Raw genomic sequence first — 26785 nt, 5'->3', positions numbered from 1 at the left:
CGAGGGACGTGCCATGACTTCATCCTCCAGTAATGAAGTCTCCGGACATCCCGGGGCGGTTCAATCAGGAAGTCGGCTGAGTCCCCCACACGGCACTGCACCACCTGATGAAGAGGCAGCACCTCGCGATCGTGCCGCAGCGGGTGACCTAGTTCCTCTCGGCACAACGTGCGCTCGTTCAGATCAAGCACATAGGCGCTGCCCGTCTCGGTGGCCACGCGCCACAGTCGAGACGAGGTGTCATCGACCGACGCAGTCAACGGCGAACCATTGCCGGTACTCATTTCGCTACCTTCAATCCGGAGACCCCGGGCGCTGAGGTGCCGGGCATGCCCGCCCGACATAAGCGGCGCCGCTGATCCTCGTTCTCAACGATCGCGAACACATCCTCGGCGATCTGGTGCGACATCAGCCTAGTGATGCGGTTTGGCGGGCATCCAGCGCCTGCTGCGTCGCCTCCCCGGCCGCTGCGCCTCCGCCGCAGCCAGTACGAGACCAGCGGAACTCGCGCACCGCTTAGAACTGGGCCGCGTCCCCTGGGCGGCGCGTGTAGGGCTCACGCAGCGTCGCCTGGATCAAGATCCCGACGATCGCTGGCCGCATCGAATTCTCGCTTGATGGCACGTACAACAGGAGGTCGTGGTACACCGAGTTGGTGCGCATCACTCGTGTGGAGACCAGCAACGTGGGGGGACTTGCCGACTGCGCGATCGATCTCCCCAAATCGCCCGTTGCGGCCCTGGCAGGTGGCAACGGGACCGGCAAATCGAAGTTGATGGCGTGCATCCTGTCGCCTTGGTCCGGTGTCATACCTGTGGCAAGACCAGGGTCGATCGCGGAGGTCAATGTCCACTTGCAGCTCACGAGTGACGAGCGAGGTTCGTTGAATGCATTTAGCGAACTGGTTGGATGGGGACAGGCCGACATCCCCGAAAAAGTGACCATCACGACGCGCCACAATGAAGCGGCCGGCTACCCCCGATCTAGCGAACCGAACTTCACAGTCCTCACGAACGGACTTCAGCACGAACAGTTCGCGCGGTCAAACTCGAGTCTAAACGTCATATATCTTCCAGCTGAACGGAGGCTGGTTCCTCCGACCATTCAAGGAATCGACCTCAATCAACTCAGCGAACTGATTGCCTGGCAGAAGACGGCAGAGCCACGTGCTGCCGTTCAGAATTACGGCCGGCTCGATGACGCCGAGTTCGAGTCATTCGCGAAGGCGCTCTGCGTTGCCGCTTCTCTGCCTAATGAGGAAGGGGCTGGTTCAGGTGAAGCGGAAACTGCTCAAATCCGGTGGGAAGAATTCCGTGAAACGGTGGACGCGCTCATTGCTCCCAAGGCGCTCCAGCATCTAACTCGTCAACATCCGGAACAGTTGCGGATCCGAACTGGCGACGGCGACGAGCATGCAGTCGAAGAATTGTCCAGCGGTGAGCGACAGGCCCTGATTATCATCAGCCGGGTCATGCGAGCGGGATCCGGCCATACGCTGGTTCTGATCGACGAGCCCGATGCCTACCTACACCCACATCTGAGCCAACGATTGATCGATGCTCTGAGCCAGGCTGTGGGTCAGAACGGACAGCTCATCGCGGCAACGCATAGTCCCTCCATTCTGGACAGGCTGCCAGCCTCGAATATTCTTCGTCTTGCTCACGGAATCCCTCCTCGGTTGGTCGCGGACGAGGACGAGCGACTAGAGCTGTATCGTGTCGCCGGATTCAGAGCGAGCGCATTGACGCAGTCGGACCTGCTGATGATCGTGGAGGGCGAGTTAGATTATCCTCTCCTCAATCTACTGATGCCTGAACTTGCCCGTGCTTCAATTCGTTGGGCAGGCGGACGTGCGCAGGTGATGAGCGAAGTGGCGAACTTAGCTCCGCATGACATTCCGGTGTGGGGTGTCGTGGACCGAGACGTGTTGGCCGACGAGCCGGCGCCGGAGATATCTGAGTCGGTCGTTGTTTGGCCGACTGCAGACCTAGAAGGTGCCTTTCTCTCCGACCCGGGCGCCTTGCAGGTGATGCAGGACCGCGGGCTGATCAGTGGAGATTACTCGGAAGCCGATTTGCGGGAAATTTTGGATGGTCTTCTCGCGGAGCTCGAAGACAACGTGGTGGCCGAACTAGCGCAGCGGTCACTACGAACGTCTCTACCCTGGCGGTGGCCAAGCCCGAAGGGTCCAGAGGCTCAACAAAGGTTGAGGGAAGCCGTCGCAGAGTTCGCATCGATCTCGTCTGCCGATGTGGAAGCGGCGTTGTCTAAAGCGAAAGAGATCTGGGACGCACACCCAGGTGAGCAAAGATGGCACCTCGTCCGGGGGAAGTATCTCTTGAACGCCTTCGCGCAGCGAGCTACCCACATGAACTCCGGTCGGGCTCTACTGGAGGCAGTGGCTCGTGACAGACCAAATCTTGCTGCGCTCGACGAATTGAGACGTCGCGTCGACCGCCTGATGGCTGGGTCTTCCCGCTAGCAGTCTTAGTGCGGCGGACGGGTCCTTCTACCCACCGATCCGGCGCGCGGCTCCGTGCTGATTTGCTCCTCCGACCACTCCACGGGGCCTCACGAATCAAACCAACGTTTAGGTCCGGGATCCCGGTAAGTACGGCACGAGCCTCCAGGAAACGCCGCATGGGCTTGTTGCGAGGGTCTGCCCTGCGAGTTTGACCCACCCACCCGTCTCGATGTCGAGGCAAAGCGGATTGAACGCGCTGCGTGATACTCCGGCGGTCGAATCGAGGAAGGTTGCCAGGCCATCGGCGAGCGACGTCACCACCCCGGCCGTGGTCAGGAGAGCGTTGACCGCATGCGTCTCGTGCAGCCGCCAATCGCGAACGGGGTCTTGCGGTCGCTGCACCGGTGAGAGCACGCGGACAGCACACGTCGCATTCAACTTTTCGACCATGTCCACTTCAGGGCCTGGGGCTGCGCGCCTAGTTGATAGGTGGTTACGGATCAAGTCGACCTCTGGCTTTGTGAAGAGCACAACAGAGGAGTCCTGGTGCGCGAACGAGTGCCTAATCTTCACGAATCGGTCCAAGACTTGGGCGGCGTCCGGCCCCGACCACGTTCGTTCCTGGTTGTAGATCGTCCACAGCTGGCGAGATGTTTGAGCCCCAAATGACTTCGGCTCCCGGAACGCCGGGGCCGAGGTCCGAAGCCTGACTTTCAGGCAAGATTTCGGGTCGAATCCAAGAAAGGATGTCATTAGCTTGCTGATCTCGCCGGAGTTGGGGGTCTGCATCAACTTAGCAATAGTTGACTCCAGGAGAGTCATGCCGGTCGACGAGATCCCTTGACTGCGAAGGGCCTCCACGATGAGGGCTTCAGTCGCTTCTTCTACGACCCCCATCGAGGCGGTGACAACAGCTCGGTACAACGAGGCCTGTCGCGCATCCGATCGTCCTCCGGGGGACTTTCTGCCCTTTGCGATCTCCAGGAGGTCGGTCACCGTGCTTAACGCCCGGGCACTGCGTTGGAGTGCGAGCTGAAGGGGATGGTCGTTCATGAATCGGATTCTATGAGGGCTGCCGTCGTGATGCCTGCCTCTCGACGACAGCCCTGCCCGTTGCCACGTGCCGCCGGCATCGAACCCAAGATCGGATGGCAAGCTCCATACGGCCGGGATCGCTTAGACGAGACACATGCGCAGCAGCAGGGAGATCCGCGGCGTCTCTATGGGGCGATCCTCGAAGGCTCGGCTATGCCTGATGTCTGAGCGCGCGTCACGCGGATCGCCGCGCTGGACCGCTCCCCACTTGGCCGTCCGGGTCAGGTGCTTCTGCTGAACCACGGCCACGCCGCCTGCACGAGGCGTCGCGCAACGACGAGGCTGCGTGCCGGCAACTCGACGGCCTTCGGGACGGGCTGACGTATCAGGGTGCGGAGGCTGCCTGCAGGCGGTGCCGATGTCGGTCGATCCCCTGACTGTTTCTCCGCCCGCTCCGCGGGCTGCTCGCCGCCTTTCGCGCCACCATCGCCCCTTTCAGGGAGGTCTGCGTCGATGTCGTCGGCGTTGCCCGGCCCACACAGCAGGACGACAAGCAGCAGCGCGCGCAGGACCAGGACAGCGTTGGCTTCGGAGACGCCGCGGACGCGGCCGTGGGCGACTTCGTTGCGCAGGTTCTTGCCGGTGTGCTCAGTGAGCAGCCAGCGCAGATAGTAGATCCATGCTTCGTCGAACCCGAGGTCGAGAAGCTCGCCGAGGAGAGATCCCAACGGAGGGTACTGGCCGGGACGCTTGCCGAGCTGGACGCGGTAGATGGCGACGTCGAGCTCACGGAGGATCAGCCTGACGGCGCTTTCGATACGTGGCACGGCGATGTGGATGCATGCCTCGAGGTCGCGGTTCCAATAGTGGTGGAGTGCACGAGCGAAGACGGCGGCCAGCTCGTAGTTGCCGCGCCCCTGGTGGGACACGTACGTGGCGATCTCGTCCACGGGAACTGCGCCGTAGCGGATCTTGAATCGGTCGAGGATCTCTGTCAGCTGGGTGGCGGAGGCCGCAGCGCTGAATCCTGCGTCGCGTGCCTTCTGGTACTCACGTCGCTCTTCTTCGGTGGTGGGTTCCCAGCTTGGGAGTCGATCCTCATCGAGCAGCACGGTCGAGAACAGGTCGACCAACCGCGGCCGCAGCCGTCGCGTCTCGGCCGCACGCTCCAGATCCTCGCTCGACCCAGTGGGCGGGGGGATCTGGCTGAACAGGCCCATGCTCCGGCGCCAGTCCTGGCTTCGGGTGAACTGCCGCAGGAAGCGTTCGATTGGGACGCGTGACATCACGAGGTCAGAGGTGAAGACCTCCATCTTCGCGTCCTCAGGCGGCAACGACTGCAGTTCGACAGTCAGCTTTTCCTCGAGGCCGCGCAACTGGAGCCGGCCGGCCTCACGGATCGCGTCGCGCAATCGCATTGCCTTCACGAAGCCGTCAGATGTGCGCGCAGCAGCGGCGAGTTGTTCAACATGCCACTCGTCCACAACGATCCGTTCGGCGTCGGTCGTGGCCCGGCCGCGCCGAAGCTCGGCGACGTACCCGATCGAGTCGGTCCCCTCATACAGGCGGCTCGCGTGTTCGAGGAGGGCATCGACCTTGACCGGGTCCGTGGCGGCGGGCCGCTGCGTCTGGCACACGGCGTTGAGCAACGGCAGGACGACGCCTGGATAGCCCCGTCCGGCGTCCCACGCCGCCGTGATCGCCTGCTCGATCGCTAGGCGCGTTGCGCCTAGCTCGGCCGTACGGCCGAAGATCCGGTCGATCGCCCAGGCTCGGAGCATCGCGTGGGCCTGGTCGAGGTCGACGACCGGCGCCAGCGCAGCGAACTCCAGATATGCATCCCGTGCAGCAACGGCGTGGGTGAACTTGTTGCGGCCTCGAATGAACATGAGATCGTGGAACCGCGCCACGGCTGCAGGCGCCGACGCCTCCCATGCCATGAACTCCCACAATTCGGCGACCGCGTCGGTCACGTTCTCGATGCGGGGTGGCCACACGAACTCGCTGTCCTTGTCGTAGTGGCCGAGCGTGCACGTGACGGGTCCGTCAAAAGCTACGACGAACTCGTACATGAACGCCCGGTCGAGCTCGTGGCGGATGGGCTCTCCCACGGGTTGCGCACCCCCACCCACGGCGGCGGAGGCCCCCGGCGACTCCTCCTCAGTCGACTCCGCAGCCATCGGCTCGCCAACGACCGGATCAACTGCTGGCTTCTCGGCCGCCTGCTCCACCGGCCCATCGGCACTCGACACGTCGGACGCCGCGGCGGCTATTTCCTTCTTAGCGCCTCGTAGATCCAGGTCGCTGACCGTGGTTCCGAGAAGCGTGGCGATGCTCGTGCGGAACGCACTGTGCGCGCCGTGATAGTCCCTCGACCCGCCTACACCATCAGATAGCTGGAAGGACTTGTCGATGAGAGGCACCAGGACGCGCGCCTCGCCGGCGTCGAAGACGTACGTGGTGTCCTGGCTCAACACCTTGGCCGCGTCGTCGTTGGTCGCGTCATCGGCTCCGTCGTTGCTTGTGTCGTCCATCGGAGTTCCCTCTTTCCGGCCATCGGTCGTTACCGCGGCCTAGCAGATGCGTGATCGCATCGACTCACCCCGCGCCGCCCGCTTTGGCGGGCGGCGATAGCCACGTCCCCGTGGACCGCGTCGCCGAGGCGACGCGGATCCTGCCGGCAGGCTGAGCTGTTCCTCCTGTGTGTCCCAGTCGGCGCGAGACTCTCCGGCTTTCAGACAAGTGTGGTCGACGAGCCATCGCTCGACACGAGGATCTCGTGTCGCGTTGTGCCCGGATGACTGGCCCCAGGGCGTTCTTGGCGCCGCCGATCGTCCGAATACCCATCACGAAGGTGCCCTCGGCCCCGTGGGTGGGTTCCTCCGCCGACGCAAGTGCATGTCCGAGCCGAACGAGGGTTGCGATGTCTACCTCCAGTGCAGCCAGCAGCTCCGTCGCACGTTCTGCGGCCGCCCGCGCGAGGACGAACAGCCCCCAAGCCCAGGAGGCGGTGGTGGGCCGCGGCAGCGGTTGCCTATGCATGACCCGGATGCACCCGGTCGTCGCAGTGAGCGGCATCGAGCGCACAGCGGTCGCGCGGCGCGCCTAATTACGACCAAGTGGCTGCTCGGCGCACTCGCGGGAGTGGGCACCGAGTGGCTCACATCTGCACCCAGACGAGCGACCATGCCAACCACGGAAGGCTGTGGCTCCCCGTGATCACTCGCGGCGGATCGACGCGGCACACAAAGCACCCAGTTGGGTAAATGCCACTCGCAGTCCTATCGGCCCGGCCGCGTCCAACGCGCGCCATGTGCCTGGAGGTGCCCAATGGGTGTGCCTGGGCGGTACGCGACGTGAGCATCCGTGCAGGTCAAAGGGTTTCGGGAACAACCCACCGCGAGTGAAGTCCCCGGCCGGGGTGATCCGGCCGGGGACTTCTGCATGTCTGGGCGATGTCCCACCCGGTTCCGCCGTGATGGCCCGCGGGCTGCGCGAGCGTCGTTGTCCGACCCCTCGGGTAGGAAGGTTGCATGACGGACAACACCGACCCTGCCGACCGGCCCAGCACCGACGACCAGCCGATGCTCGGCGCCCCCACGCCCGAGTCGACCGGCGACGGGGCGATCAAGGATCCCGACGAGTGGGTCACCGGCGACGAGCCGATGACGGGCGCCCAGCGCAGCTACCTCGACACGCTCGCCCGCGAGGCCGGCGAGCAGATCCCGGCCGACCTGACCAAGGCCGAGGCGTCCGAGCACATCGAGCGGCTGCAGGGGCGGACGAGCCGGGGCACCTCCACCGAGGGCTGACCACTCGTCCCGAGCCCGCTCCCCGGCGTGGCGACAACGTCGTCGGGTGGCCAGGCGTCCTATTGATGTTCTATGGGAGGAGAACATCATGAGACGTTCGACGATGGCCCGCGGAGTCCTCGGCGCGCTGTGCAGCGCCGCCCTCGGACTCACCGGTGTCGGGATGGCGACGCCCGCGAGCGCAGCGGTGCCGCACCAGGTGCCGGCGGCCGCCGGGTCGGTGGCCTACGGGTACACGCTCTACACGGATGACTCGACCGGTGCGGCTCGGGTCATGGTCGCGACCCCGGACGGGTTCCGCTTCTCGGTCGGGCCGGGGTACTTCGTCGCGGTCAGTCCCGATCTGTCCGAGGTGCTGGCCGTCGACCGGAGCACGATGGTCTTCACGCTGCGCAACCCGCAGACGGGCGCAGCGGTCACGATGGGGAAGGGCTCGGACGCGACGCTGGTCAAGGACGGTGTCGCGCTGCTGCGCCCGGACCACCGGGTCGAGATCCGCGCGGTGACCGGAGCCCTCCTCCGCGTCCTGCCCGCCGTGTGGGGCGAGACCGACGGTGAGCTGCAGGCGTCCCGCGACGGCCTGTACCTCTACCAGTACGTCCGGACGACCGTCCCGCAGGCGGTGGTGCGGCCGATGACGACCGGTGCGGTGTGGCGTCGCTACGACATGCCGTGGGAGCAGGGGGACGACGGCTGCGACCTGGACCCAGCCGGGCGGACACGTCCGCTGGACCTGGCCCTGACCTGCTACAGCCACCAGGAGCTGCGGGAGACGATCTACTTCCGCGTCAACCGGGATGCGAGCACAGGTCCGGACGGCAAGCCCGTCTACCGGACCTTGCCGGACGGCGGCTACGTCGTGCAGCCCACGACACCCGCCGCGACGCAGCACACGTACGACAACACCTCCTCGAACGTGTCCCACCGCATCACGGTCGGTGGCGCGACGATCGACCAGGCGGCGATCACCGGTGGCTGGGACAGCACCCTGTACTACTTCACCAGGACGGCGCTGGTGCGCCGAGACCTCGGCACCGGCACATCGACGGAGGTCATGCCGTTCTCGGGCACCAACCGGTTCGAGTGGGTCGGTGGTCAGCCCGACGTCCGCACCATCGACGGAGGCTGGTGACCGCTCGACCGGCGCAGACCGACGGCGAGGCAGAGGCCCCACAGCAGGAACAGCGGGTCCCACAGCCAGGCGTGGCCGACCATCCCGGCGTGGTCGTACCCGCCGTCCGGCCGGATGATGTCGGCGAGGACGAGGTTGCCCACCACGGTGTTCAGGCCGCCCCAGACGATCAGCCCGAGCGCGCCGATCCAGCACAGCACGCGCCACAGAACGCGGTTCAGCAGGCCACGTCGCGCCAGGAGGAGGGGGACGACGGCGCCTGCGATCTTGGCGACGCCCACCGGAAAGAGCACCCACCGGCTGTCCGCGAAGGCGTCGAGCAGGCGCTGCCCCAGCGTCTCGATCAGCCAGTCGCCGCCGGACGCCCAGTACAGGCTGATCGCCCCGTGCAGCACGCCCGCGACGGCGGCCGCCGACAACGCCGGCGGTGCGGAGCGTGCCGTCCGCGCGGTGGGATCCTGACCGACGGTCGCCATGCCCTGACTCTTGCACGCCCCGCGGCGCACGGGCGTCGGCATCCCACGGCAGAGCGATGCGGTCCGGCGTCCACGGTGACACCCTGAGGTCATGTCGCCGCTGACCGCTCTCGGACGCTTCACCGGCGGGACCTGCGCCGCGATCGGAGGTCTCCAGCTGCTCGGCGGGACAGCCGTCGAGCCCGGCATGAGCGCCGACCCGACCGTCGACTCGTACGTGCGCTTCATGGGCACGGTCTTCGCGGGGTACGGACTGGGCTGGCTGAAGGCCGCGCGCGGTCCGGAGCCCGACCTCGCCCGGATGCGTCTCCTCGCGGGCCTGATGGCCGTCGGCGGTCTCGGGCGGGTCATCGCGCGGGCCGAGGTCGGTCCGCCGCACCGCTTCCACGACGTGCTCCTGGCCATCGAGCTCGCCGCCCCGGTCCTGGTGGAGGTCGCGGCCCGCGCGGACCGCCGCCGCTGAGCGGGTCAGAGGTCGACGCGCATCACCACTCGACGGAGCGACGGCCGGTGGACGACGCTCAGCCCGGCGTCCTCGTACGTCCGGACGGTGCCGACGTGCAGCTCCTCGGAGATCACGTCCGTACGGGTGATCGGGTACGCCTCCAGCGCCCGCGCACCCCGTGACCGGGCGTGCTCGACGGCGGCCGCGGCCAGGGCCCGGCTGATCCCGCGCCTGCGGTGGCCCTTGCGGACCAGCAGGCAGGTGATCGCCCAGACGGACGCGTCCTGCTTGTCCTCCTCGCGTCCGTCCCACGGCACGCGGAACACCCGGACCAGTCCGACGTACGCCGGTCGCGGCTCGACCGCACACCAGCCGACGGCCTCGTCGTCCAGGTAGGCGACCAGGCCCGAGGTCGTGGGCGAGCCGGGGTCGCCGCACGCGGTCTGCTCGCGCAGCCGGTCGGCGCGTACCTCGGCGGGGGTGTTGCCGAAGGACTCCTTGGGCGCGAGCTTGAAGCGCTGGCACCAGCATCCGGACGCCGGGCCGCGCGAACCGAAGATCGCCAGGAGGTCGTCCCAGGACGCCTCGTTCGCCGGGACGACCCGGACGGCGTCGGTGCTCGCGGAACTCATGCGTTCATCATCGTGACGTCCGACACAGTTCGGGGGTATTACAGACACGTATGTCCTGACATGCTAAAGGCAGCACTGTGAACGCCGTTCGGCAGGAGGTGACGCTCACCCGCCAGGCAGAGCACGGACGACGGACGAGACGTCCGTGCGTCCCCGCCGGGTCGCAGCCGGTTGCTGCGGCCGAACACAGGGAACGGAGATCAATGTGAGCACCGACGACTTCGACTGGTCAGGTATGACGGTCAAGGTGGTGTCCGCGATCGTCATCCTGCTGGTGACGTGGATCCTCGCCAAGATCGTCAAGAGTCTTCTCAGCAAGCTGCTTCTGAAGGTGAAGTTCCTCAACCGGGAGACGGACGGGCAGACGCTCGCCTCGTCGCTCGGGTCCATCGGTTCGTTGCTCGTCTGGTTGTTCGGGCTGATCGCGATCCTCAACCTGTTCGCGCTCAACGGAGCCGTCAGTCCCATCCAGGGCATGCTCGGCAGCATCCTCGGGGCGCTCCCACGCGTCCTCGCCGCCGGCCTGATCCTGTTCATCGGCTACGTGCTCGCCAAGATCGTCCGTGAGCTCGCCGTCACCGCCCTGCAGGCCGCCAACGTGGACCGCTTCGCCGAGCGCCTCAACCAGCGCCCGGCGGGCGAGACGTCGGGCGCCGCTGGTACGCGCGGCAGCACGGGCCGTACGGACGCCGCAGGTCGCACGGACGCCACGGCTCGTACGGACGCCACGGGTCGTCCGGACGCGACCGGTCGTACGGACGCGACGGGTCGTGCGGACACCGGCGGCGTCGACGGCGCGAGCCGGCTCGGCGCGCAGGGCACCGCGAGCGGTGGGGGCGGCGGCGGCGAGCTGCGCATCTCCACCATCGTCGGCCAGATCCTGTTCGTCCTGGTGCTCGCCATCGTCGCCATCTCGGCGTTCGACGCCCTTGGTATCAAGGCGATCTCGGAGCCGGCCACGCGGATGCTCACCACCATCCTCAACGCCCTCCCGCTCGTCCTCGGTGCGGGCATCCTGCTCGCGATCGGCGTGGTCATCGCGCGCATCGTCGGGGGACTGGCGGAGTCGCTGCTGCGCGGCTTCGGCGTCCAGCGCGCCGCCGAGAGCACCGGGCTGGACACCGGCGGGCGCGACGTCGCGTCGATCGGCGCACGGATCGTCCAGATCGCGATCGTGCTGTTCTTCGCGATCGCGGCGGCCCGGATGCTCAACTTCCCCGAGATCACCAACATCCTCAACGCCGTGCTCGAGCTCGCCGGCAAGGTGCTGTTCGGCGCGGTGGTCATCGCGGTCGGCGTGCTGATCGCCAACCTGCTGGCCAAGGCGATCGGCGGCGGCCAGGCCGCGACGATCATCCGGTACGCGACGATCGCGCTGTTCGTCGCGATGGGCCTGAGCTACATGGGCCTGGCCGAGTCCATCGTCAACCTGGCCTTCGGCGCGATCGTCGTCGGTGGAGCCGCTGCAGCGGCCCTCGCGTTCGGCCTCGGCGGCCGGGACGCCGCGGCCCGTCAGCTGGAGCGGCTGCAGAACCGCCAGGGCGGTCCGGGCTCCGGAACGGGTACCGGCACCGGCACCTGAGCCACGGGTTCACGCACGCACAGCCGGACCCCTCCCGGGGTCCGGCTGTGCACTGCCCCGGGCGGCTCACCGACACACGGTGTCGGTGAGCGACCGGCGCCCGAGCGCCGCTGCATCTATGCTCACGCCGGACCGCGGCACCCCCGGCCGCGGCCTCGATCGAGAGCAAAGGTGCCCCGATGACAGACGAGCGAGTGCAGACCGCCAAGAGCAGCGCGGCGAGCACGGCACGGCAGGCCGCGGACAGCAAGTGGCTCGAGCGGATGGCGCGGCTCGGGTTCGTGATGAGCGGCCTGCTGCACCTGCTGATCGCTTACATCGCGGTGAAGCTCGCGTGGAGCCAGACGCCGGAGAACGCCGACCAGTCCGGCGCGTTCGGCCTGCTCGCCCAGAACACCGCGGGCAAGGTCGTCCTGTGGGTCGGCGCGATCGGGCTCATCGCGCTCGCCGTCGTCGAGCTCATCCAGGGCGTCGTCCGCAACTCCGACGGCGGCGGCTCGGCCAAGGACGAGGTGCTCGACCGCGGCAAGTCCTTCGCGACGGCCGTGGTCTACGTCGCGATCGCCTTCAGCGCCATCTCGTTCGCCCGCGGCTCGGGCAAGTCGAGCAGCTCGCAGAACGCCTCGATGAGCGGCAAGCTGATGCAGAACACCGGCGGCCGGATCCTGCTGGTCCTCGTCGCCCTGATCATCGCCGGCGTGGGCGTCTACTACTTCGTCAAGGGCGTGAAGCGGAAGTTCCACGAGGACCTGGTCGAGCACCCGGGTAAGGCCGTCGAGTGGCTGGCGATCATCGGTCACGTCGCGAAGGGCGCCGTGCTCGTCATCGTCGCCGGGCTGGTCGCGGTGGCCGGGTTCCAGAAGGACGCGGACAAGGCGAGCGGCCTCGACGGAGCCCTCAAGACGCTGCGTGACGCGGCGTTCGGGCCGTACCTGCTGACGCTGATGGCTCTCGGCCTCGCGGCGTACGGCGCGTACTCGATGGTGCGCGCGAAGTACGCCCGCTTCTGAGCTCACGCGTCTGCACGCCGAAGGGGCGCCGACCGGCTGGTCGGCGCCCCTTCGGCATGGGTGGTGGCTCAGCCGACCTGGTCGATGGTCTGCGCGTCGCTGTAGAGGCCCGTGGTCAGGCGGCTGGTCGCGCCGGTGGTCAGGTTCACCACGTCGATCGCGCTGAGGCCCGTGCTCGCCCGGCTGCCCATCAGGTAGGCCTTGTCGCCGACCGCTCCGGTGACGGCGGCGGTCGTACGGACCGTCACGGGAGACCCGTTCACCACCTTGGCCGCGCGACCATCGCCGATCCGCGCGGGCATCCCGATCAGTGGGGCGGACGTCGGCCAGGCGCCGTGCCAGCTACCGGCGCTGGTGGTCACCGGCGTCGTCGGCACCGAGGAGGTGAAACCGACCCGGAACGGCCGGTCGTCGGCGCGGTTGTCGTCCACCGGCTTGAAGCAGGTCATCACGAAGGAGGAGGCGTCCCAGCCGCCCAACGGTGCGCAGCCCTTCCACCCGGTGGGCGCCGAGACGGTCCTGGTGACGGCGCCCGTCGCGGAGTCGCGGATCACGACACCCTCACCGCGCGACTCCATGAAGTGACCGCCGCCCGGGGTGGCGATCGGGCCGTCGTGGGTGCCGCTCACGGCCGCGTACGTCGTGAGCAGGGCGCCGGTGAAGCTGCGCAGCTGGACCCGCTGGGTCGCCTTGTCCCGGACGAGGAAGCCGTTGGACACGATCGAGATGCGGTCGGTGTTCTCGATGGCGAGGGTGACGAAGGTGGCCTTGCGCGTGGCCGCGTCCCAGATCGCCACCCGGCGCAGCGGCTTCTCGACCGAGGTACCGATCCAGCGAGAGGTGATGATCCGGCGGCCGTCGTACGACACGTCGTCCAGCATCGCGTCGTCGGAGACCTCTCCGACGGGGTTGCTAGCGCCGGCGGGGCTGATCAGCACGAGGCGGCCCTGGTCGTCCCGGGACGACGTCGAGTGCTGGATCGCGGCCGTCCAGCCCCAGGCCTTGCTGCCCGCCGTCGGTAGCGCGCCGGCCGTGACGGCCGTACGCTGCCCGGCCTCGGCCGGGCGGGCGAGGGCAACCGTTCCGGTGACCCCGGCGGCCAGGCCGACGGTGACGAGTGCGGTCGTGAAGCGGGACGAGCTCATGGTGGTTACCCCCTGATCGGATTGCCGGACACCTGCCCGGCGCGATCATCCTGACGCTCGGGACCGCTGGAGCGCTCCGGGACTCGGACCGATTTCCGACCGGGCCGAATGAGACCAAGGCCGAGGTATCAGCTGCGATGTCGTAGCGGTCGGGCGCCGTTCGTTGGGAGGCTGAGCGGGGTCGTCCCGCTGCCCACCCATGAGGAGGATCGTCATGAGCGCTCGCGTCGTCGCCGACCTGTCGGTGACCCTGGACGGCGTCGCCGCCGGTCACGACCAGTCGCTGGACCACCCGTTCGGCCCGCGCATCGGCGAACGGCTGCACACGTGGATGTTCGAGCACGCCGCCGACAACGCCGCCGAGGTCGAGGCGATCACCGCGGCGTCGGCGTACGTGATGGGCCGCAACACGTTCAGCCCCGGCCGCGGCGCCTGGGACCCGGACTGGAGGGGCTGGTGGGGTGACGACCCGCCGTACCACGCACCGGTCTTCGTGCTCACCCACCACGAGCGGGACCCGCTGCCGATGGACGGCGGGACGACGTTCACCTTCGTCACCGGCGGGCTGGAGGAGGCGCTGCGCCGGGCGCGCGAGGCGGCCGGCGACGGGGACGTCGCCATCGCCGGGGGCGCCTCGACGGTCAACGCGTGCCTGGCCGCCGGCGTCCTCGACGAGCTGCGGCTGCACGTCGCCCCGATCACCGCCGGCGACGGCGTCCGCATCTTCGAGGGGGTGCCGGACCTGCAGCTGCGGCCGGTCGCGAGCCGTACGACGCCGTACGTCACGCACCTGACCTGGGTTCGGCCCGCCTGACGTCAGAATGGGCGCTGTGGAGCGACGACGCGTGCCGGACCGGGTGTTCGGGGCGGGCGAGGAGCCCGATCCGCGGTTCAGCCTGGCCAACGAGCGGACCTTCCTGTCCTGGATCCGGACGGCCCTCGCGCTGATGGCCGCCGGCGTCGCGATCGAGGCGGTCGAGCTGGACGTCGAGCCGCATCTGCGGCTGGCCTCGGCCGTGGTCCTGGTGCTGGCGGGGATCTCCTCGTCGCTGCTCGCGTGGTTCGGCTGGGCCGGATCCGAGCGGGCCATGCGCGCGGGCGAGCCGCTGCCGTCGTCGGCGTTCAAGCCCGCTCTCGCTGTCGCCGTCGCGCTCGCCGGCGTGCTGCTGGGGTTGGGCGCGCTGGTGTCGTGACGCCCGGCCACGGGGTTCCCGACCCGGGGATGCAGGCGGAGCGGACGGCGCTGGCCTGGCGGCGTACGGCCCTGTCGGTGGCGGTCGCCTCGCTGGGCGCGCTGCGGATCGGGTCGACCACGGGGTCGGCCGTCGGGATCGTGCTCGGTCTGGTGGCCCTGGCGTGGGCGGGGGCACTCGGCTGGAGCGCGCGTGTCCGCGGGCGCGGCGCGCTCGCCCGGATGCGCGCGGCGACCGGGTCGGCGTGCGAGGACTGCCCTCCCGGCGCGGAGCTGGACAGCTCGCAGGGCCGGTACGTCGCGGCGGCGGCCGGTGGGGCACTGCTGTGCGGGATCGGCTGCCTGGCCGTCGTCCTGCTGCTCTGACCACCGCCGGCCGTGGGCGAGCGCATCCGCTGGTTGAGCCGGCGAGCCCCTGGGCGAGCCGTGTCGAAACCCGGTGCCGCACGGGGAGAGTCCGCCCACGCCGCACCCGGTTTCGACCCGCTCCGCGGCCGGCGGCCTCGGACCGGCTCAACCAGCGAGGACTGCGGTCAACCAGCGGGCGGGGGCTCGAGCAGCTCGCTGAGGACGCCGAAGTCCTGGGCCTGCCGGGACAGCAGGGCCACCGACAGACCGAGGGCGCGGGCCGCGGCCGCCGTGTCGCCGCGGTGCTCCCTCAGCGCGCGCACGATCGCGTCGCGCTCCAGGGACTCGGTCACGCTCAGCGGGCGGTCGGGCACGGCGAGGCACTCCTCCGGCAGCTGCCAGACGTCGATGAGTCCGTTGCGCTGGTGCCGGGCGGCGTGCCGTACGACCTCGTGCAGGTGAGCGGCGTTGCCGGGCCAGGGCAGCCGGGCGAGGTGGGCGAGTGCGTCCGGGGTGAGGCGGACGTCCTCGCCGTCACCGGCGTTCTGCATCATGCTGCGCGCGAGCACCGGGATGTCGTCCGGCCGCTCACGCAGCGGCGCGAGGGTGACGGTCGCGTCGAAGTGGGGCGCGACCACGGCGTCGATGGCGGTCGGCCGGGCGCTGACCGTGTGGGTGGCGACGATCCAGTGCGGGCCCTCCACCGAGCTGGTCGGGGCGTGCTGGCGCAGCAGTCGGACGAGCGGCTCGACCGCCACGGCCGGGAGGCGCTCCAGGTGCTGCAGGACGATCGTGCCGCAGCCGTCCTCCAGGTCGTCGCACAGCCGATCGATCCACCGGTCCACGTCGCCGACCGCGGCACAGTCGAACACCCGGATGTGCAGCGAGCCGTTCGCGCCGAAGTGGACCGCCTTCAGGAGGCTCAGCTTGCCGACGCCCGCCTCGCCCCGGACGAGGACGGTGCGCTGGTGGGCGACCAGCTCCCGCACCCGTCCCACGGCGTCCGTCCACGCCTCGGAGACACCGACCACGCCCGGCAGCGTCGGACGTACGGGCGGCTCCGGTGACGCCTGGACCGGCTCGTCCTGCGTCGGGTCCAGCTGCAGCCGCAGCACCCCACCGACGAGGGCGCCGTGGTGGAAGGTGGGCGCGTAGCTCAGATCGGCGACGGCCCCACTCGGCAGGTTCGCGCGGAAGGAGTGGGCCGTGGCGATCACCCGCGTCTGTGAGGTACGGCTGACGACGGCGGCGCGGTCCTGCGGGCTGAGCAGGTCCTGGGCGCTCCTGTTCAGCATCAGCACGTCGTCGCTGAGCGCGAGGACGGGCTCGCTGCCGTCACGCGAGGTGGCCAGGTAGTCGCGCAGCAGCGCGGTGTCACGGCCGCTGAGCTGGGCGGCGAGCGCGTCCTGCAGCTGCACGGCGATGGCCCGTGCGGTGCCGAGCAGCAGCGGGTTGGCCAGCGACGCAGCGCAGGTGATGTCGACGACGCCGAGCAGCGCGCCGGTCACCGGGTGGTGCAGCGGCGCGCCGGCGCAGGCGAACATCGACAGCCGCTCGTTGAAGTGCTCCTGCCCGACCACGAGTGTGGGCCGACCGAGCTCCAGCGCGGTGCCGATGCCGTTGGTACCGACGTGCGCCTCGCCGTACCCGACTCCCGGCACCAGTGACACGGCCTCCAGGCGGCCGCGCAGCGCGGCGTCCGCGCAGTACCAGTGCAGAACCCTGCCCGACGGCGCGGCGAAGATGATGCTGACCGGCTCCCCCTCGAACGCGGTAGCGGCCCGGGCGAGCACGTCACCGACCCGGTCGAAGACCTCGTCCCCGCGGTCGTCGTCGCGCGGCCGCACCGGGTGCAGCTCGGACGGATCGACCCCAAGGCTCGCGCTGCGCGCCCAGGACAGCTGGATCTGGGACCGTACGGACGGCGCGGCGCCGCTCTCGAGGAACTGCGCTCGCGCCTGGCTGACCGCACCCGCCGTGCGCTCGCCGGTCACGTCTGACACGTGTTCTGCCATGCCTGTCACCCTTGTCGTGCGCCTACACCATGCCCGCTCGCGGCGCCTGCGCCGCCCCTTCGCGGTGGGCATATCGAAACACGCGCGCGAGCGTTACGCGCCGGACCGTCCCGATGGCGCGACGGTCGGCTCAGGAGCGCAGCCGCTCCAGGTGGTCGTCGAGGTGGCGGTGCCCGAGCGTCTCGTACCCGACGACCGTGACCAGCGGGGCCAGCGCGACGACCGCGAGTCCGACCGGCAGGGAGGCCCCGGCTGCTGTCGCGAGCAGGCCGGCACCGAGGACGGCCGCGGTGGCGACGACGAGCGCGATGTGGAACGGGTCCGCCGCCCGCATGCTCACGGCGTACATCAGGTAGAGCATCCCCGCGAAGACCGCGAACGGGACGACCACCGTGACCAGCGTGCCGGTCGTCCCGAGCGTGGTCTCGCCCTCGACCAGGTACTGCGCCACGTGCAGCCCGGCGCCCGTCGCTGCGATACCGCCGAAGATCAGCATGTGCCCGTATCCCCAGAAGAACGAGCGCTCGCGGTGGGTGTGCAGGATGTCGGCCCAGGGGATGACGAAGTACGCCCACCACATCCCGAATGTCAGCACGACGCCGGCCGCGAGGACGATCACCGCGTCGGTGCTCCAGCCCACGTCCGGGTCGTGCACCAGCGCGGACATGGCCGCGACCGTCCCGAGGATCGTCTCGCCGAGCGTGATGATCACCAGCAGGCTGTACCGCTCGGCCACGTGGTGGGCGTGCCACGGCGTCCCGGTCAGGCGGCTCTCGGCGAGGTACGGGCCGGCGAGCTCGACCGCGGCGGGTACCGCTGCCAGCGCGAAGAAGCCGCCGGTCGACAGGTGCGGCACGAGCAGCAGCACCCACAGCACCTGCCCGACGGCGAGCGTCAGCACGTACGCCATCGCGCAGCGACGGCGAGCGGGGTCCTGCCGGGCGGCGCGCAGCCACTGCCCGATCAGGGCGACCCGCATCACGACGTAGCCGACGATCATCACGGTGCCGTCGAACTCACCGTGCGCGAACCCGGCGAACAGGTTCGGCAGGCCCAGCGCCATGACGATGACGCCGCCCATCTGCACCATCGTCAGCACTCGGAAGGCCCAGTCGTCCGTGTCGTACGCCGACGCGAACCAGGAGAAGTTGATCCACGCCCAGCAGATCGCGAAGACCGAGACGCCGAACGCGGCGAGCCCGCTGCCGACGTGGTGGGACGCCAGGGCGTGCGCGAGCTCGTTGCCGGCCTGCCCGAACGCGACCACGAACGTCAGGTCGAACAGCAGCTCCAGCGGAGTCGCGGCGCGGTGCTGCTCGTCCGGGTCGCGGCCACGCATCGGGATCAGCCGGTGGGCTGGGGTCGGCATGAGTCCGAGCCAACCACGCCCGCACTCGGATGCCGAGGGGTTCGGCCCCTCAGACGGCGACGTCCTCCTCGAGCTCCTCCAGGGTAGCGGCGTCCAGCTCCTCGCGGGTGGGTCGGGCGGCGACGGTCGCGCGCCGGCGCTCGACGGCGGACCCGATCGCGAGGCTCACCAGTCCGAGGGCGAACCAGCCGACGAGGATGGTGAGCGGGCCGGCGATGCTGACGTCGGGCAGGTACATCACCTGCCGCACGGACTCCACGAACCCGGAGCCGATCCAGAACGAGTGCAGCCACCCGAAGAACGCCGGCTGCATCGCGGGCGAGAAGACGCCGCCGCTGGTGGTGAAGTTCAGCGCGACGAAGACGGCCGAGTAGACCAGCGTGCTGAACCGGCCGATGAGCGGGTGCAGGCCGACGCCGATGAGCAGGACTGCCTCGGAGTAGAGCACCGACAGCCCCCAGACGGCCGCGGAGTCACCGGCGAACATGCCGAAGCCGAACCGGGCGACGAGGAAGCTCAGCGTCGGGATGAGCGCCCCTGCGACGGCGGCCAGCGCGGCGCGGCGGCGCATCGGGTGGCTCGCGGCGGCAGCCCCGATGGCGATGGACGTCGCGTACGAGCCGACCGTGAGAGCGACCAGGAAGAAGAAGCCGTTCTGGCCGGCGGGGTCGTTGTCGGACACGGGCGCGACGTCGACGGTCCGCAGCGGTACGCCCTGCTTCAGTGCGACCGCGGAGCCGATCTGGCCCACGACGCTGCGGGTCGTGTCGGAGGCGCCGGACGCGGTGAGCATCTCGGCGGAGGCCCTGCCGGGGACGTACGCGCCGGAGATGTCGAGGTTCCGCAGCTGCTGGGTGGCCTGGTCGACGGTCGGCACGATGCGGACGTCGACCTCGTCGCCGAGCTGGTGCTCGAGCCCGGCGGCGATGGGCTGGACCTGCTGGGTGGGGCCGACGACGGCGAGCGGGACCTCGTGCGGCGACGGCTTGTGGAACCCGCCGAGGTAGGCGACCGCCATCACCAGGCCCATGAGGATCGGCACGGCCACATGGGAGAGGACCGTCCTCATCGGTACGGGATGCTGGTTGCTCACGCGGGTGCTCCTTCGGGGGGTGTGTTCTAAAGTTGACCTATACAACTTCTAGCACGAAAGGGCGACGATGGCCAATCGGGACGGTGCGGTCGAGGACCTGCGCGTCGGACTCCGCGAGGTGTCGCGGCGGCTCCAGCGCGAGTGGGGCGAGCGGATGCCGGACGTCACGTTCGCCGAGTCGACCCTGCTCAGCGCGGTACAGGCACACGAGCGCGCCACGATGGTCGACGTCGCCCGCGCCCTCCGTATCGACAAGTCGACCGCCAGCCGCCAGGTGGCCGCGCTGGAGCGCCGCGGGCTGCTGACCCGACAGGCGCTCGCGGGTGAGCGGCGCGCCCAGCTGCTCGTGCTGACTCGCGACGGTACGGACGTGCTCGCCGCCGCCAGCGATTCGTGGCGTGAGTCGATCCGGCAGCGGGTGGATGGATGGACCGACGACGAGCTGTCCCAGTTCGTCCGGCTGCTGCAGCGGTACAACGATCACGCGTGAAGGGCAGCCACCGCGGCGCGCGGGCCGACCTCCGGTGACGTGACGTACGTCGCGGGTAGGGTCCGCGCGTGGACCATCGCCCCCTTGCCCCCGCCGTCGTCCGGAACGCTGCTCCTGCCGGAGCGCGGTCATGAACCGCAGGACGGTCCGGATGCTCGGGACCGCCCTGATCGCAGTCGCTTTCGCGGCCGGGTGGGCCCACCAGAACGACAACGGCGGCACCGTGCAGGACTGGTTGAACCAGGTCACGGACGGCAGCTCCGCCGTGGCGAACAGCGTGAAGGAGGGCGACGGCCCCGCAGGAGGCGACGGTGGTCGTGCCGGGACGAGCGTCGGCGTCACGCCCGCGCAGAAGGCGACCGCCCAGACCCAGCTCCGCGGGCTCAAGGTCCTGCCGAGTCGGCCGAAAGTCGCCGGGTACGAACGGGACTGCGCCCCGAGCCAGGGCTGCGTCTTCGGGCCGGCGTGGCACGACGACAACACCGCGCCGAGCGGTCACAACGGCTGTGGCACCCGCGACGACGTGCTGCGCGCGCAGCTGAAGAACCCTGTGATCAAACAGGGTTCGCGCTGCACCGTCGTGTCCGGCACGCTGAACGACCTCTACACCGGACGGACGATCACGTTCGAGAAGTCGAAGGCGCAGGCCGTCCAGATCGATCACGTCTACCCGCTGGCCCGGGCGTGGGACTTCGGCGCCTCCTCCTGGCCGATCGAGAAGCGGCGCAGCTTCGCCAACGACGTCGCCGCGAACCTGCTCGCCGTCGACGGCCCGACCAACACGGGCAAGGGCGACCAGGGCCCGGAGGAGTGGCTTCCGCCGAACAAGGCGTACCGCTGCGGGTACGCGGTGAAGTACATCGGCTCGGCCACGAAGTACGGCCTGGCGATCGACCGCGGCGACCAGCGCGTCCTGCAGCAGTCGCTCGCCGCCTGCTGAACCGGCGCATCACCCGCCCAGACGACTGCGACATTCGGGTCCGACCGCCTTGCAAGTGGGTCAGATTCGAGTGTCGCAGTCGTCTGGTGAGCGGGTCTAGGCGCTCGGGGACCAGTTGAGCCGGGCGGCCTGACGGGTGAGGTGGTTGACCTCGGCCTGGTTGGTCGCCGCGCGGGCGGCGTCGGCGTACAGGCGGGCGGCGGTCGTCCGGTCACCGGCCTTCTCGTGCAGGTACGCGGCGGCGGCGGTGTGGCGCGGTGTCGTCGGGTCGACCTGGGCGAGAGCGGCGAGCCCGGCGAGCGCTCCGTCCGCCTCGCCGACCGCGACGGCACGGTTGAGCCGGACCACTGGGCTGTCGGTCAGCGCCGCGAGCTCGTCGTACCACTCCACGATCTGCGGCCAGTCGGTCTCGGCGGCGTCGAGCGCGTCGGCGTGCAGGGCGGCGACGGCGGCCTGCGCCTGGTACTCCCCCAGTCGGTCGCGGGCCAGGGCCGCCTGCAGGACGGCGACGCCCTCGGCGATCCGGCTGGTGTCCCAGCGGCTCCGGTCCTGCTCGGCGAGGGGTACGAGCGCGCCGTCCGGCGTCGTCCGCGCGGCGCGGCGGGCGTGGTGCAGCAGCATCAGCGCGAGCAGGCCGTGCACCTCGGGCTCGTCGACGCCGGCGGCCAGGCGGCGGGTCAGCCGGATCGCCTCGGCGGCGAGGTCGACGTCGCCGGAGTAGCCCTCATTGAACACCAGGTAGAGCACCCGCAGGACGACGCCGACATCGCCCGGCTCGTCCAGCCGGTGCTCGCTGATGGTGCGTTTGGCGCGCGAGATCCGTTGCGCCATGGTCGACTCGGGCACGAGGTAGGCCTCGGCGATCTGCCGCGTGGTGAGGCCTCCGACCGCGCGGAGGGTCAGCGCGACCGCCGACGTCGGGGTCAGCGACGGGTGGGCGCACAGGAAGTAGAGCTGCAGGGTCTCGTCGGTGCCGCTGACCGGTCCGGGCTCGGGCTCGGTCTCCTGACGCAGCTCGCGCGCCCGCCGCGCTGACTCCGACCGGGTGGCGTCGAGGAACTTGCGCCAGGCGACGGTGACCAGCCAGCCCTTGGCGTCGCGCGGCCCGTCGGTCGCGGTCAGCAGCTGGACGAGCGCCTCCTGCACGGCGTCCTCGGCCGACGCGAAGTCCGCGCCGCGCCGGACCAGGACGCCGATGACCTCGGGGATGAGGTCACGCAGGTGCTCCGGGGCGATGCTCACTCGGTGATCGTCGGGGGGTTGCCGAGGAACGGCCGCAGCTCCAGCCACTCGTGGATCGGCTTGCCGTCGGCGCCGGGCGCCGCGGACAGCTCACCGGCCAGCGCGAGCGCGCGGTCGTAGGAGTCGACGTCGATGACCATCCAGCCCGCGATGAGGTCCTTGGTCTCGGCGAACGGGCCGTCGGTGACCGGCGGCTTGCCCTCCCCGTCGTACCGGACGAAGGTGCCCTCCGGCGACAGCGCCGCGCCACCGACGTACTCACCCGACTCGCGCAGCCGGTCGGCGAAGTCGTCCATGTACGTGCAGTGCGCCTGGAACTCCTCGGGCGTCCACTCGTCCATCGGCACGTCGTTCACGGGCCTGGGGTTGCCGCGGTAGTGCTTGAGCAGCAGGTACTTCGCCATCTCGGTTCCTCCTGGGTCTGCCGCGGGCCGGTGCCGCAGCTCGTACCGGGGACGCAGCCATCCTCGCGTTCTCGACATCGCCCGCGAAGACTTTCAGCGGGTCGCGTTTGAGGCCTGCTGGGTGCCGGTGCATCATGAAGGCAGAGCCGGTGACAAGAGGTCCAGGGGACCGCTTCTGGGAGACCAGATAGCCGGCTCGCACCATGCCCTCATCCGGTGGGATCCCACGGACGGTAGAACGAGCGCAACGACGGCTTGATGCAGGCTTCGTGCCACTTCACCGGCTTGCCGAGCAGCTCGCGCTGAGTGCTCCACAGGCCGTAGTCAGCCACCTGGATGCCCCAGGAGCTGGGCGCATCCCAGACGCACGCGGTGACCGACCGTCCTTCGGCGATGTCGGTGCACACCGCGCTGACCGCCTCGTAGATCGCATCGCGCTTGGCGTTCGTCTGCAGGTGACCCGCGATGTAGAAGACGTCGTCGCCGGGCTGCGACACCTGCTTCAGGATGACCTTGGCGTGCAGGTTGGACCGCGAGCTTGTAGAGGTGGACTGGGCCCTTGCGCCTGACGGCGTCGTATGCGGCGTCCTTCTTCAGGAAGGTGGCGTCGAGGCGCGGACGCTGCCGCTTGATGACCTCGAACATCTGAGCGCGGGTGCCGTTGCTGTCGTTCTTTGCATGCAGACCCTGCCGAAGTCGTACGCCACCGGCCTCCAGTGACGTCCGAAGTTGGAACCCCTCCCAGATCTGATCGCGATGGTCGTCGACATAGGTGGCCGTGCCGATGCCGAAGTAAGCGGACTGACTGTCGTAGCCGAGATCCCCGGTCTCGTCGGCGTACATGTACACGCGAGCCACGTTGCTGCCTCCCCCTGAGAACGACGCCGCTTCACGTCTATCAGGACGCGCCCGGCTGCGGGTGGTTGGCAGGTCGAAGATCTGTGGCGGAACCGTCCTCTCGCTGTTCCACGTGGCCCGTGGAACTCGTTATCCAGAGCCAGGTCGGGTTATCCACAGGAACCAATGCTGTTTGTCCACAGGTTCGTTCGTGCACCCCGTGGCGCACTTCGGACCTGCGCAGAATGGGCGAGCCCGCGGCGCTCGGGGAGGCCGCACCGACCGTACGTACGCGCATCTGGGGGTCAGCCGTGACGACGTGGGACATCGACGCGACGACCGCGCTGGGCATTCTCAACCGCGCCGGCACGAGTGTGGGCGAGTACAAGACCACGCTGGACGCACTCGACCGAGCCCTCGACTGCGTCGCCGACAGACTCGGCAACAGCGCACTCGTCCGTACCGGGGTCGGGCTCCTCGGTTCGCGGGTGGTCACTCCGACGGGTACGGCGATCCGAGGGGCGAGCGGGTCGGCGGTGGCCGGCACCCGGAACGCGGTCGGGCACTACCAGGGCGGGCAGTACGACATGGCCGCGCTGGCCCAGCGGCGGGCCGCTGGCCTGACGACCCCGGCGGAGCTGCCCGGCCGGCGCACGGGCGGAGCGCTGCGGCGTCCTGGTCGCGAGGTGGTCGAGCGGTGAGCCTGGCAATCGGGGGCGTCGCGGAGGTCGACGACGGACAGCTCATCCGCGACGCGGTGGTCGACCTGCGGGAGGCCGCGGGCGCCGTCCTCACCCACGCCGGCAACATCAAGCGGGCCTGGAGCGGGCTCGCGACCGCCTACCACGCGCCCGAGCAGCAGCTCGTGCTGCGCGCGATGGACCAGCCCGAGAGCAGGGCGGCCACCCTGCGGGACGCCGTCGGCAAGGCGGCCAAGGCGCTGAACACGTACAGCTGGGAGTGCGACCGGCTGAGTGGTGTGCAGACGCGGCTGGTCGCCGACCTCGTGACGTTCGATCTCGACCGGCAACGCATCCAGGCGGCGAACTCCGGCGACGGGTCGCACCAGACCGACCTGCTGAACAGGGAGAATGCGCTCGAGGGCCGGCTGAACCGGTTCCACGCGGACCTCGACCTGGCGCAGATCATCTGCCGCAACGCGATGAACGACCTCTGGGGCGAAGACGACTACCAGCGCGTCGGCGAGACCCATGTCTTCGACAAGACCGTCTACGGGTTCACCGGGGACGGTTACCACCAGATGACCCGGGCCGGTCGCACGCCGTGGGGCGCGCCGACGATGTGGCGGGACATCCACCCCTCGGTCATCCGGTTGCGGCAGAGCCAGGGGTCGCTCGAGAGCGGCAAGCAGTACGCCGACGCCTTGCTCTCGCTCAACGGCACGTACGGCCCGGGGAGGCAGGCTGCGGCGGGGTCCGGGTTCGCCCAGACCGGCCTGGACCTGCTCGTGTTCTCGGCCCAGATGAGTGGTATGCGGGTCGATCCCGCGGGCGAGTCGCGCGGACGGCTCTTCGGGATGCTGAAGTCGATGGTCGGCGTCGACACGGCGCGGACCGACCCGAACGGCACGGTCGGCGCGCTGTCCGTCGACCTGCTGCTGAGCCTGTCTACCGGCGGTGGAGGTTCAGCGGCGAAAGCGTTCCTCGAGACGGCCAGCCTGTCGCTGGCCGGGCGCGCACCTGCTCAGGCGACCCGGATCTCCGCGCTCGCGAGTGCCGACCGCGCGCTGACTCGTGGCGCCATGTCGTTGCTGCAGCCCGTGCCGGAGGGGACGTTCCGCGGGCTGGCCGACGCTGCGCGCGGCCGCTTCACTCCGCCGACCCAGCACTTCGCCGGCCGCGAGTTCGCCGCGTTCGGTGGGGATACCCGAGGCGCCATCTCGACCGAGATGCACATCCTGCATCAGGAAGCGACGGAGCCGGCGCACGGTTCGTCATCTCACGGGAGCACCGAGACGGCCGGCGGTCACGGATGGCCCACGGCTGAAGGCGCCGACATCCCGGGACTGGACGCGAATGAGCATGCCCGACGAGTCGGCCACCGCGTCTATGAGTTCGACAGCAGCAGAGCAGCAGACGAAGCGATCGCAGGCAAGCCGCCCCACGCCGAGCTCACCTGCCACGGCCTCAAATACTTCACGGATGAGTCCGGGGCTGTCGTCAGGACGCAAGGCTTCACCGGCGGCCACTGGATCGACGTCTCGGTGGGGTCCCACAGCGGAGCGCCCGGCCATGCGGACAGCCTCGGACATCTGGTGAAGGACTCGACACGAGACGCTGCCGCAGACTCCCTGGCGGCTCGAATGGAGGGCGTGTCGCGTGTCAAATTCAGCGACGGCCCCGCAAATGAATTCGACGTCGTCTCGAAGGATTATGTGGTGCAGTCAAAGCCCGCAAACTTTAGAATTGGCAAAGACTTCCGCGCTCAGGCGAAGGCGACGTTCGAAGTATCACTGGCCACAGGGCGGCGGCCATATTTTCATTTCGAAGGGACGCCAGATCGCGACGTCATCCGCGCGCTCGAGCGATATGCAGACAGGTACGCGATAGATTATGTGCTCGACACTGTTCCCTTGGGAGGATAGATGGTTGACGTTCACGGATGGATCGTTCTGTCCGACTCGACGTACGAGTCGGACTGGGACGCGGTGGACCCCAAGATCGAAGAACTCGCGGCATGGGTTGAGTTGCACCTGACCTGGGCGACCAAGGCTGCCTTTGACAATGTTGGTGGAGTTCGTGTGCTCACGTTGCATGCCGTCGCAAACCATGCCACAGCAGAGTTCGATTCTCTTCTTTCACTCGTACGGAGAATCGCCAAAGAGTTGCCTGGGTCGCATGGACTACTCCATTGGCGTGACGACGAATCACCCCTCGGAAACTCGTACAAGGTTTACGTTGTCAGGCGTGGACTTCTTGTTGAAGAGGCCGACCCATTCTTCTCGCCATGCAATCCGAAGATCGAGGACTGACATGTAAAGCCCGTCGATCGTAGATCTTCTCGACACGGCGTTCGTCGCGCAGTCGACATCGGAGAAGTGGGAAAATTGTTCGCGACCAGGTCTCGCGAAACTACTCAGCAATATCAGGGGGAGGGCGGAA

At 69.0% G+C, this 26785-nt stretch carries 26 protein-coding genes; 14 read left to right on the top strand and 12 right to left on the bottom strand.

Translation table 11 applies throughout. The features are described 5' to 3' along the window. A partial coding sequence (locus P4R38_RS13230; RefSeq protein ID WP_277192538.1) for a hypothetical protein occupies nucleotides 1–218 on the bottom strand: 218 nt, incomplete at its 3' end. Between the two features lie 437 nt (nucleotides 219–655). Here P4R38_RS13230 and P4R38_RS13225 point away from each other — a divergent pair. Then, nucleotides 656–2482 carry an AAA family ATPase gene (locus P4R38_RS13225; RefSeq protein WP_277192537.1) on the top strand — a complete coding sequence of 609 codons (1827 nt, stop codon included), beginning with the start codon at nucleotides 656–658 and terminating at the stop codon, nucleotides 2480–2482. Between the two features lie 108 nt (nucleotides 2483–2590). Here P4R38_RS13225 and P4R38_RS13220 read toward each other — a convergent pair whose 3' ends face one another. Both P4R38_RS13220 and P4R38_RS13215 read right to left on the bottom strand, forming a co-directional pair. Then, nucleotides 2591–3517, bottom strand: a complete 927-nt coding sequence (locus P4R38_RS13220; protein ID WP_277192536.1) for a hypothetical protein — start codon at nucleotides 3515–3517, stop codon at nucleotides 2591–2593. Between the two features lie 263 nt (nucleotides 3518–3780). Further along, complete coding sequence (locus tag P4R38_RS13215) at nucleotides 3781–6033, bottom strand: DUF4209 domain-containing protein (protein ID WP_277192535.1); 2253 nt, start codon at nucleotides 6031–6033, stop codon at nucleotides 3781–3783. A gap of 999 nt (nucleotides 6034–7032) precedes the next feature. Between P4R38_RS13215 and P4R38_RS13210 the strand changes: the two genes are divergently transcribed. Both P4R38_RS13210 and P4R38_RS13205 read left to right on the top strand, forming a co-directional pair. After that, nucleotides 7033–7311, top strand: a complete 279-nt coding sequence (locus P4R38_RS13210) for a DUF3072 domain-containing protein (protein ID WP_277192534.1) — start codon at nucleotides 7033–7035, stop codon at nucleotides 7309–7311. Between the two features lie 88 nt (nucleotides 7312–7399). Then, the gene (locus P4R38_RS13205; RefSeq protein WP_277192533.1) at nucleotides 7400–8443 is read left to right on the top strand and encodes a hypothetical protein; all 1044 of its coding nucleotides are present in this window, start codon (nucleotides 7400–7402) and stop codon (nucleotides 8441–8443) included. Here the strand turns inward: P4R38_RS13205 and P4R38_RS13200 are convergent. Continuing rightward, entirely contained in the window at nucleotides 8407–8919 is a 513-nt protein-coding gene (locus tag P4R38_RS13200) for a DUF3995 domain-containing protein (RefSeq protein WP_277192531.1), read from the bottom strand. The two genes, P4R38_RS13205 and P4R38_RS13200, sit on opposite strands and share 37 nt — an antisense overlap. A gap of 91 nt (nucleotides 8920–9010) precedes the next feature. Between P4R38_RS13200 and P4R38_RS13195 the strand changes: the two genes are divergently transcribed. Further along, nucleotides 9011–9382: a DUF4345 domain-containing protein gene (locus tag P4R38_RS13195; RefSeq protein ID WP_277192530.1), complete on the top strand. Its 372-nt coding sequence runs from the start codon at nucleotides 9011–9013 to the stop codon at nucleotides 9380–9382. Between the two features lie 5 nt (nucleotides 9383–9387). Here P4R38_RS13195 and P4R38_RS13190 read toward each other — a convergent pair whose 3' ends face one another. Next, nucleotides 9388–9996 (bottom strand): GNAT family N-acetyltransferase, encoded by a 609-nt coding sequence (locus tag P4R38_RS13190; RefSeq protein WP_277192529.1) that lies wholly within the window; start codon nucleotides 9994–9996, stop codon nucleotides 9388–9390. Between the two features lie 205 nt (nucleotides 9997–10201). Here P4R38_RS13190 and P4R38_RS13185 point away from each other — a divergent pair, with 205 nt between their 5' ends. Both P4R38_RS13185 and P4R38_RS13180 read left to right on the top strand, forming a co-directional pair. Further along, a complete protein-coding gene (locus P4R38_RS13185; RefSeq protein ID WP_277192528.1) occupies nucleotides 10202–11578 on the top strand; it encodes a mechanosensitive ion channel in 1377 nt (458 codons plus the stop codon). A gap of 179 nt (nucleotides 11579–11757) precedes the next feature. Next, on the top strand, nucleotides 11758–12588 hold the full coding sequence (locus tag P4R38_RS13180; protein WP_277192526.1) for a DUF1206 domain-containing protein: 831 nt from the start codon (nucleotides 11758–11760) through the stop codon (nucleotides 12586–12588). A gap of 68 nt (nucleotides 12589–12656) precedes the next feature. Here P4R38_RS13180 and P4R38_RS13175 read toward each other — a convergent pair whose 3' ends face one another. Beyond that, nucleotides 12657–13733, bottom strand: a complete 1077-nt coding sequence (locus P4R38_RS13175; protein WP_277192525.1) for a hypothetical protein — start codon at nucleotides 13731–13733, stop codon at nucleotides 12657–12659. A gap of 214 nt (nucleotides 13734–13947) precedes the next feature. Here P4R38_RS13175 and P4R38_RS13170 point away from each other — a divergent pair, with 214 nt between their 5' ends. The 3 genes from P4R38_RS13170 to P4R38_RS13160 are packed head-to-tail and all read left to right on the top strand — an operon-like array spanning nucleotide 13948 to nucleotide 15291. Then, nucleotides 13948–14547 (top strand): dihydrofolate reductase family protein, encoded by a 600-nt coding sequence (locus P4R38_RS13170; protein WP_277192524.1) that lies wholly within the window; start codon nucleotides 13948–13950, stop codon nucleotides 14545–14547. 16 nt (nucleotides 14548–14563) lie between these two features. Beyond that, nucleotides 14564–14926 carry a YidH family protein gene (locus P4R38_RS13165; RefSeq protein ID WP_277192523.1) on the top strand — a complete coding sequence of 121 codons (363 nt, stop codon included), beginning with the start codon at nucleotides 14564–14566 and terminating at the stop codon, nucleotides 14924–14926. Beyond that, on the top strand, nucleotides 14923–15291 hold the full coding sequence (locus tag P4R38_RS13160) for a DUF202 domain-containing protein (protein WP_277192522.1): 369 nt from the start codon (nucleotides 14923–14925) through the stop codon (nucleotides 15289–15291). The genes P4R38_RS13165 and P4R38_RS13160 overlap by 4 nt, the downstream gene beginning before the upstream one ends. Nucleotides 15292–15458: 167 nt before the next feature. Here P4R38_RS13160 and P4R38_RS13155 read toward each other — a convergent pair whose 3' ends face one another. The 3 genes from P4R38_RS13155 to P4R38_RS13145 form a co-directional block, all read right to left on the bottom strand. Then, a complete protein-coding gene (locus P4R38_RS13155; RefSeq protein ID WP_277192521.1) occupies nucleotides 15459–17288 on the bottom strand; it encodes a sigma-54-dependent Fis family transcriptional regulator in 1830 nt (609 codons plus the stop codon). A gap of 130 nt (nucleotides 17289–17418) precedes the next feature. Next, a complete protein-coding gene (locus P4R38_RS13150) occupies nucleotides 17419–18657 on the bottom strand; it encodes a low temperature requirement protein A (protein ID WP_277192520.1) in 1239 nt (412 codons plus the stop codon). Nucleotides 18658–18706: 49 nt separating this feature from the next. Continuing rightward, entirely contained in the window at nucleotides 18707–19750 is a 1044-nt protein-coding gene (locus P4R38_RS13145) for a hypothetical protein (protein ID WP_277192519.1), read from the bottom strand. A gap of 67 nt (nucleotides 19751–19817) precedes the next feature. On the opposite strand from P4R38_RS13145, the gene P4R38_RS13140 reads away from it, so the two are divergent. Continuing rightward, nucleotides 19818–20240 (top strand): MarR family winged helix-turn-helix transcriptional regulator, encoded by a 423-nt coding sequence (locus P4R38_RS13140; protein ID WP_277192518.1) that lies wholly within the window; start codon nucleotides 19818–19820, stop codon nucleotides 20238–20240. Nucleotides 20241–20370: 130 nt separating this feature from the next. Further along, nucleotides 20371–21180 carry an HNH endonuclease family protein gene (locus P4R38_RS13135; protein ID WP_277192517.1) on the top strand — a complete coding sequence of 270 codons (810 nt, stop codon included), beginning with the start codon at nucleotides 20371–20373 and terminating at the stop codon, nucleotides 21178–21180. A 96-nt stretch (nucleotides 21181–21276) separates the two neighbouring features. Here the strand turns inward: P4R38_RS13135 and P4R38_RS13130 are convergent, their stop codons facing one another. From P4R38_RS13130 to P4R38_RS13120, 3 genes are all read right to left on the bottom strand, one after another. Continuing rightward, nucleotides 21277–22422: an RNA polymerase sigma factor gene (locus P4R38_RS13130; protein WP_409201265.1), complete on the bottom strand. Its 1146-nt coding sequence runs from the start codon at nucleotides 22420–22422 to the stop codon at nucleotides 21277–21279. Next, a complete protein-coding gene (locus P4R38_RS13125; protein ID WP_275236824.1) occupies nucleotides 22419–22826 on the bottom strand; it encodes a YciI family protein in 408 nt (135 codons plus the stop codon). The genes P4R38_RS13130 and P4R38_RS13125 overlap by 4 nt, the downstream gene beginning before the upstream one ends. Nucleotides 22827–23035: 209 nt before the next feature. Further along, nucleotides 23036–23323, bottom strand: coding sequence for a hypothetical protein (locus P4R38_RS13120; RefSeq protein ID WP_275236823.1), 288 nt, complete (start codon nucleotides 23321–23323; stop codon nucleotides 23036–23038). A gap of 585 nt (nucleotides 23324–23908) precedes the next feature. On the opposite strand from P4R38_RS13120, the gene P4R38_RS13115 reads away from it, so the two are divergent. From P4R38_RS13115 to P4R38_RS13105, 3 genes are read left to right on the top strand one after another with little or no spacing between them, the layout of a single operon-like run. Continuing rightward, nucleotides 23909–24364, top strand: a complete 456-nt coding sequence (locus tag P4R38_RS13115; protein ID WP_277192516.1) for a DUF6507 family protein — start codon at nucleotides 23909–23911, stop codon at nucleotides 24362–24364. Then, complete coding sequence (locus tag P4R38_RS13110; protein ID WP_277192515.1) at nucleotides 24361–26268, top strand: restriction endonuclease fold toxin; 1908 nt, start codon at nucleotides 24361–24363, stop codon at nucleotides 26266–26268. Before P4R38_RS13115 ends, P4R38_RS13110 begins: the two co-directional genes overlap by 4 nt. Beyond that, nucleotides 26269–26655 (top strand): Imm7 family immunity protein, encoded by a 387-nt coding sequence (locus P4R38_RS13105; protein ID WP_277192513.1) that lies wholly within the window; start codon nucleotides 26269–26271, stop codon nucleotides 26653–26655. Nucleotides 26656–26785: the final 130 nt, after the last annotated feature.

It is taken from the genome of Luteipulveratus flavus, assembly GCF_029439465.1.
Lineage (GTDB): Bacteria > Actinomycetota > Actinomycetes > Actinomycetales > Dermatophilaceae > Luteipulveratus > Luteipulveratus flavus.
This window is presented reverse-complemented; position numbering and strand designations above follow the sequence as displayed.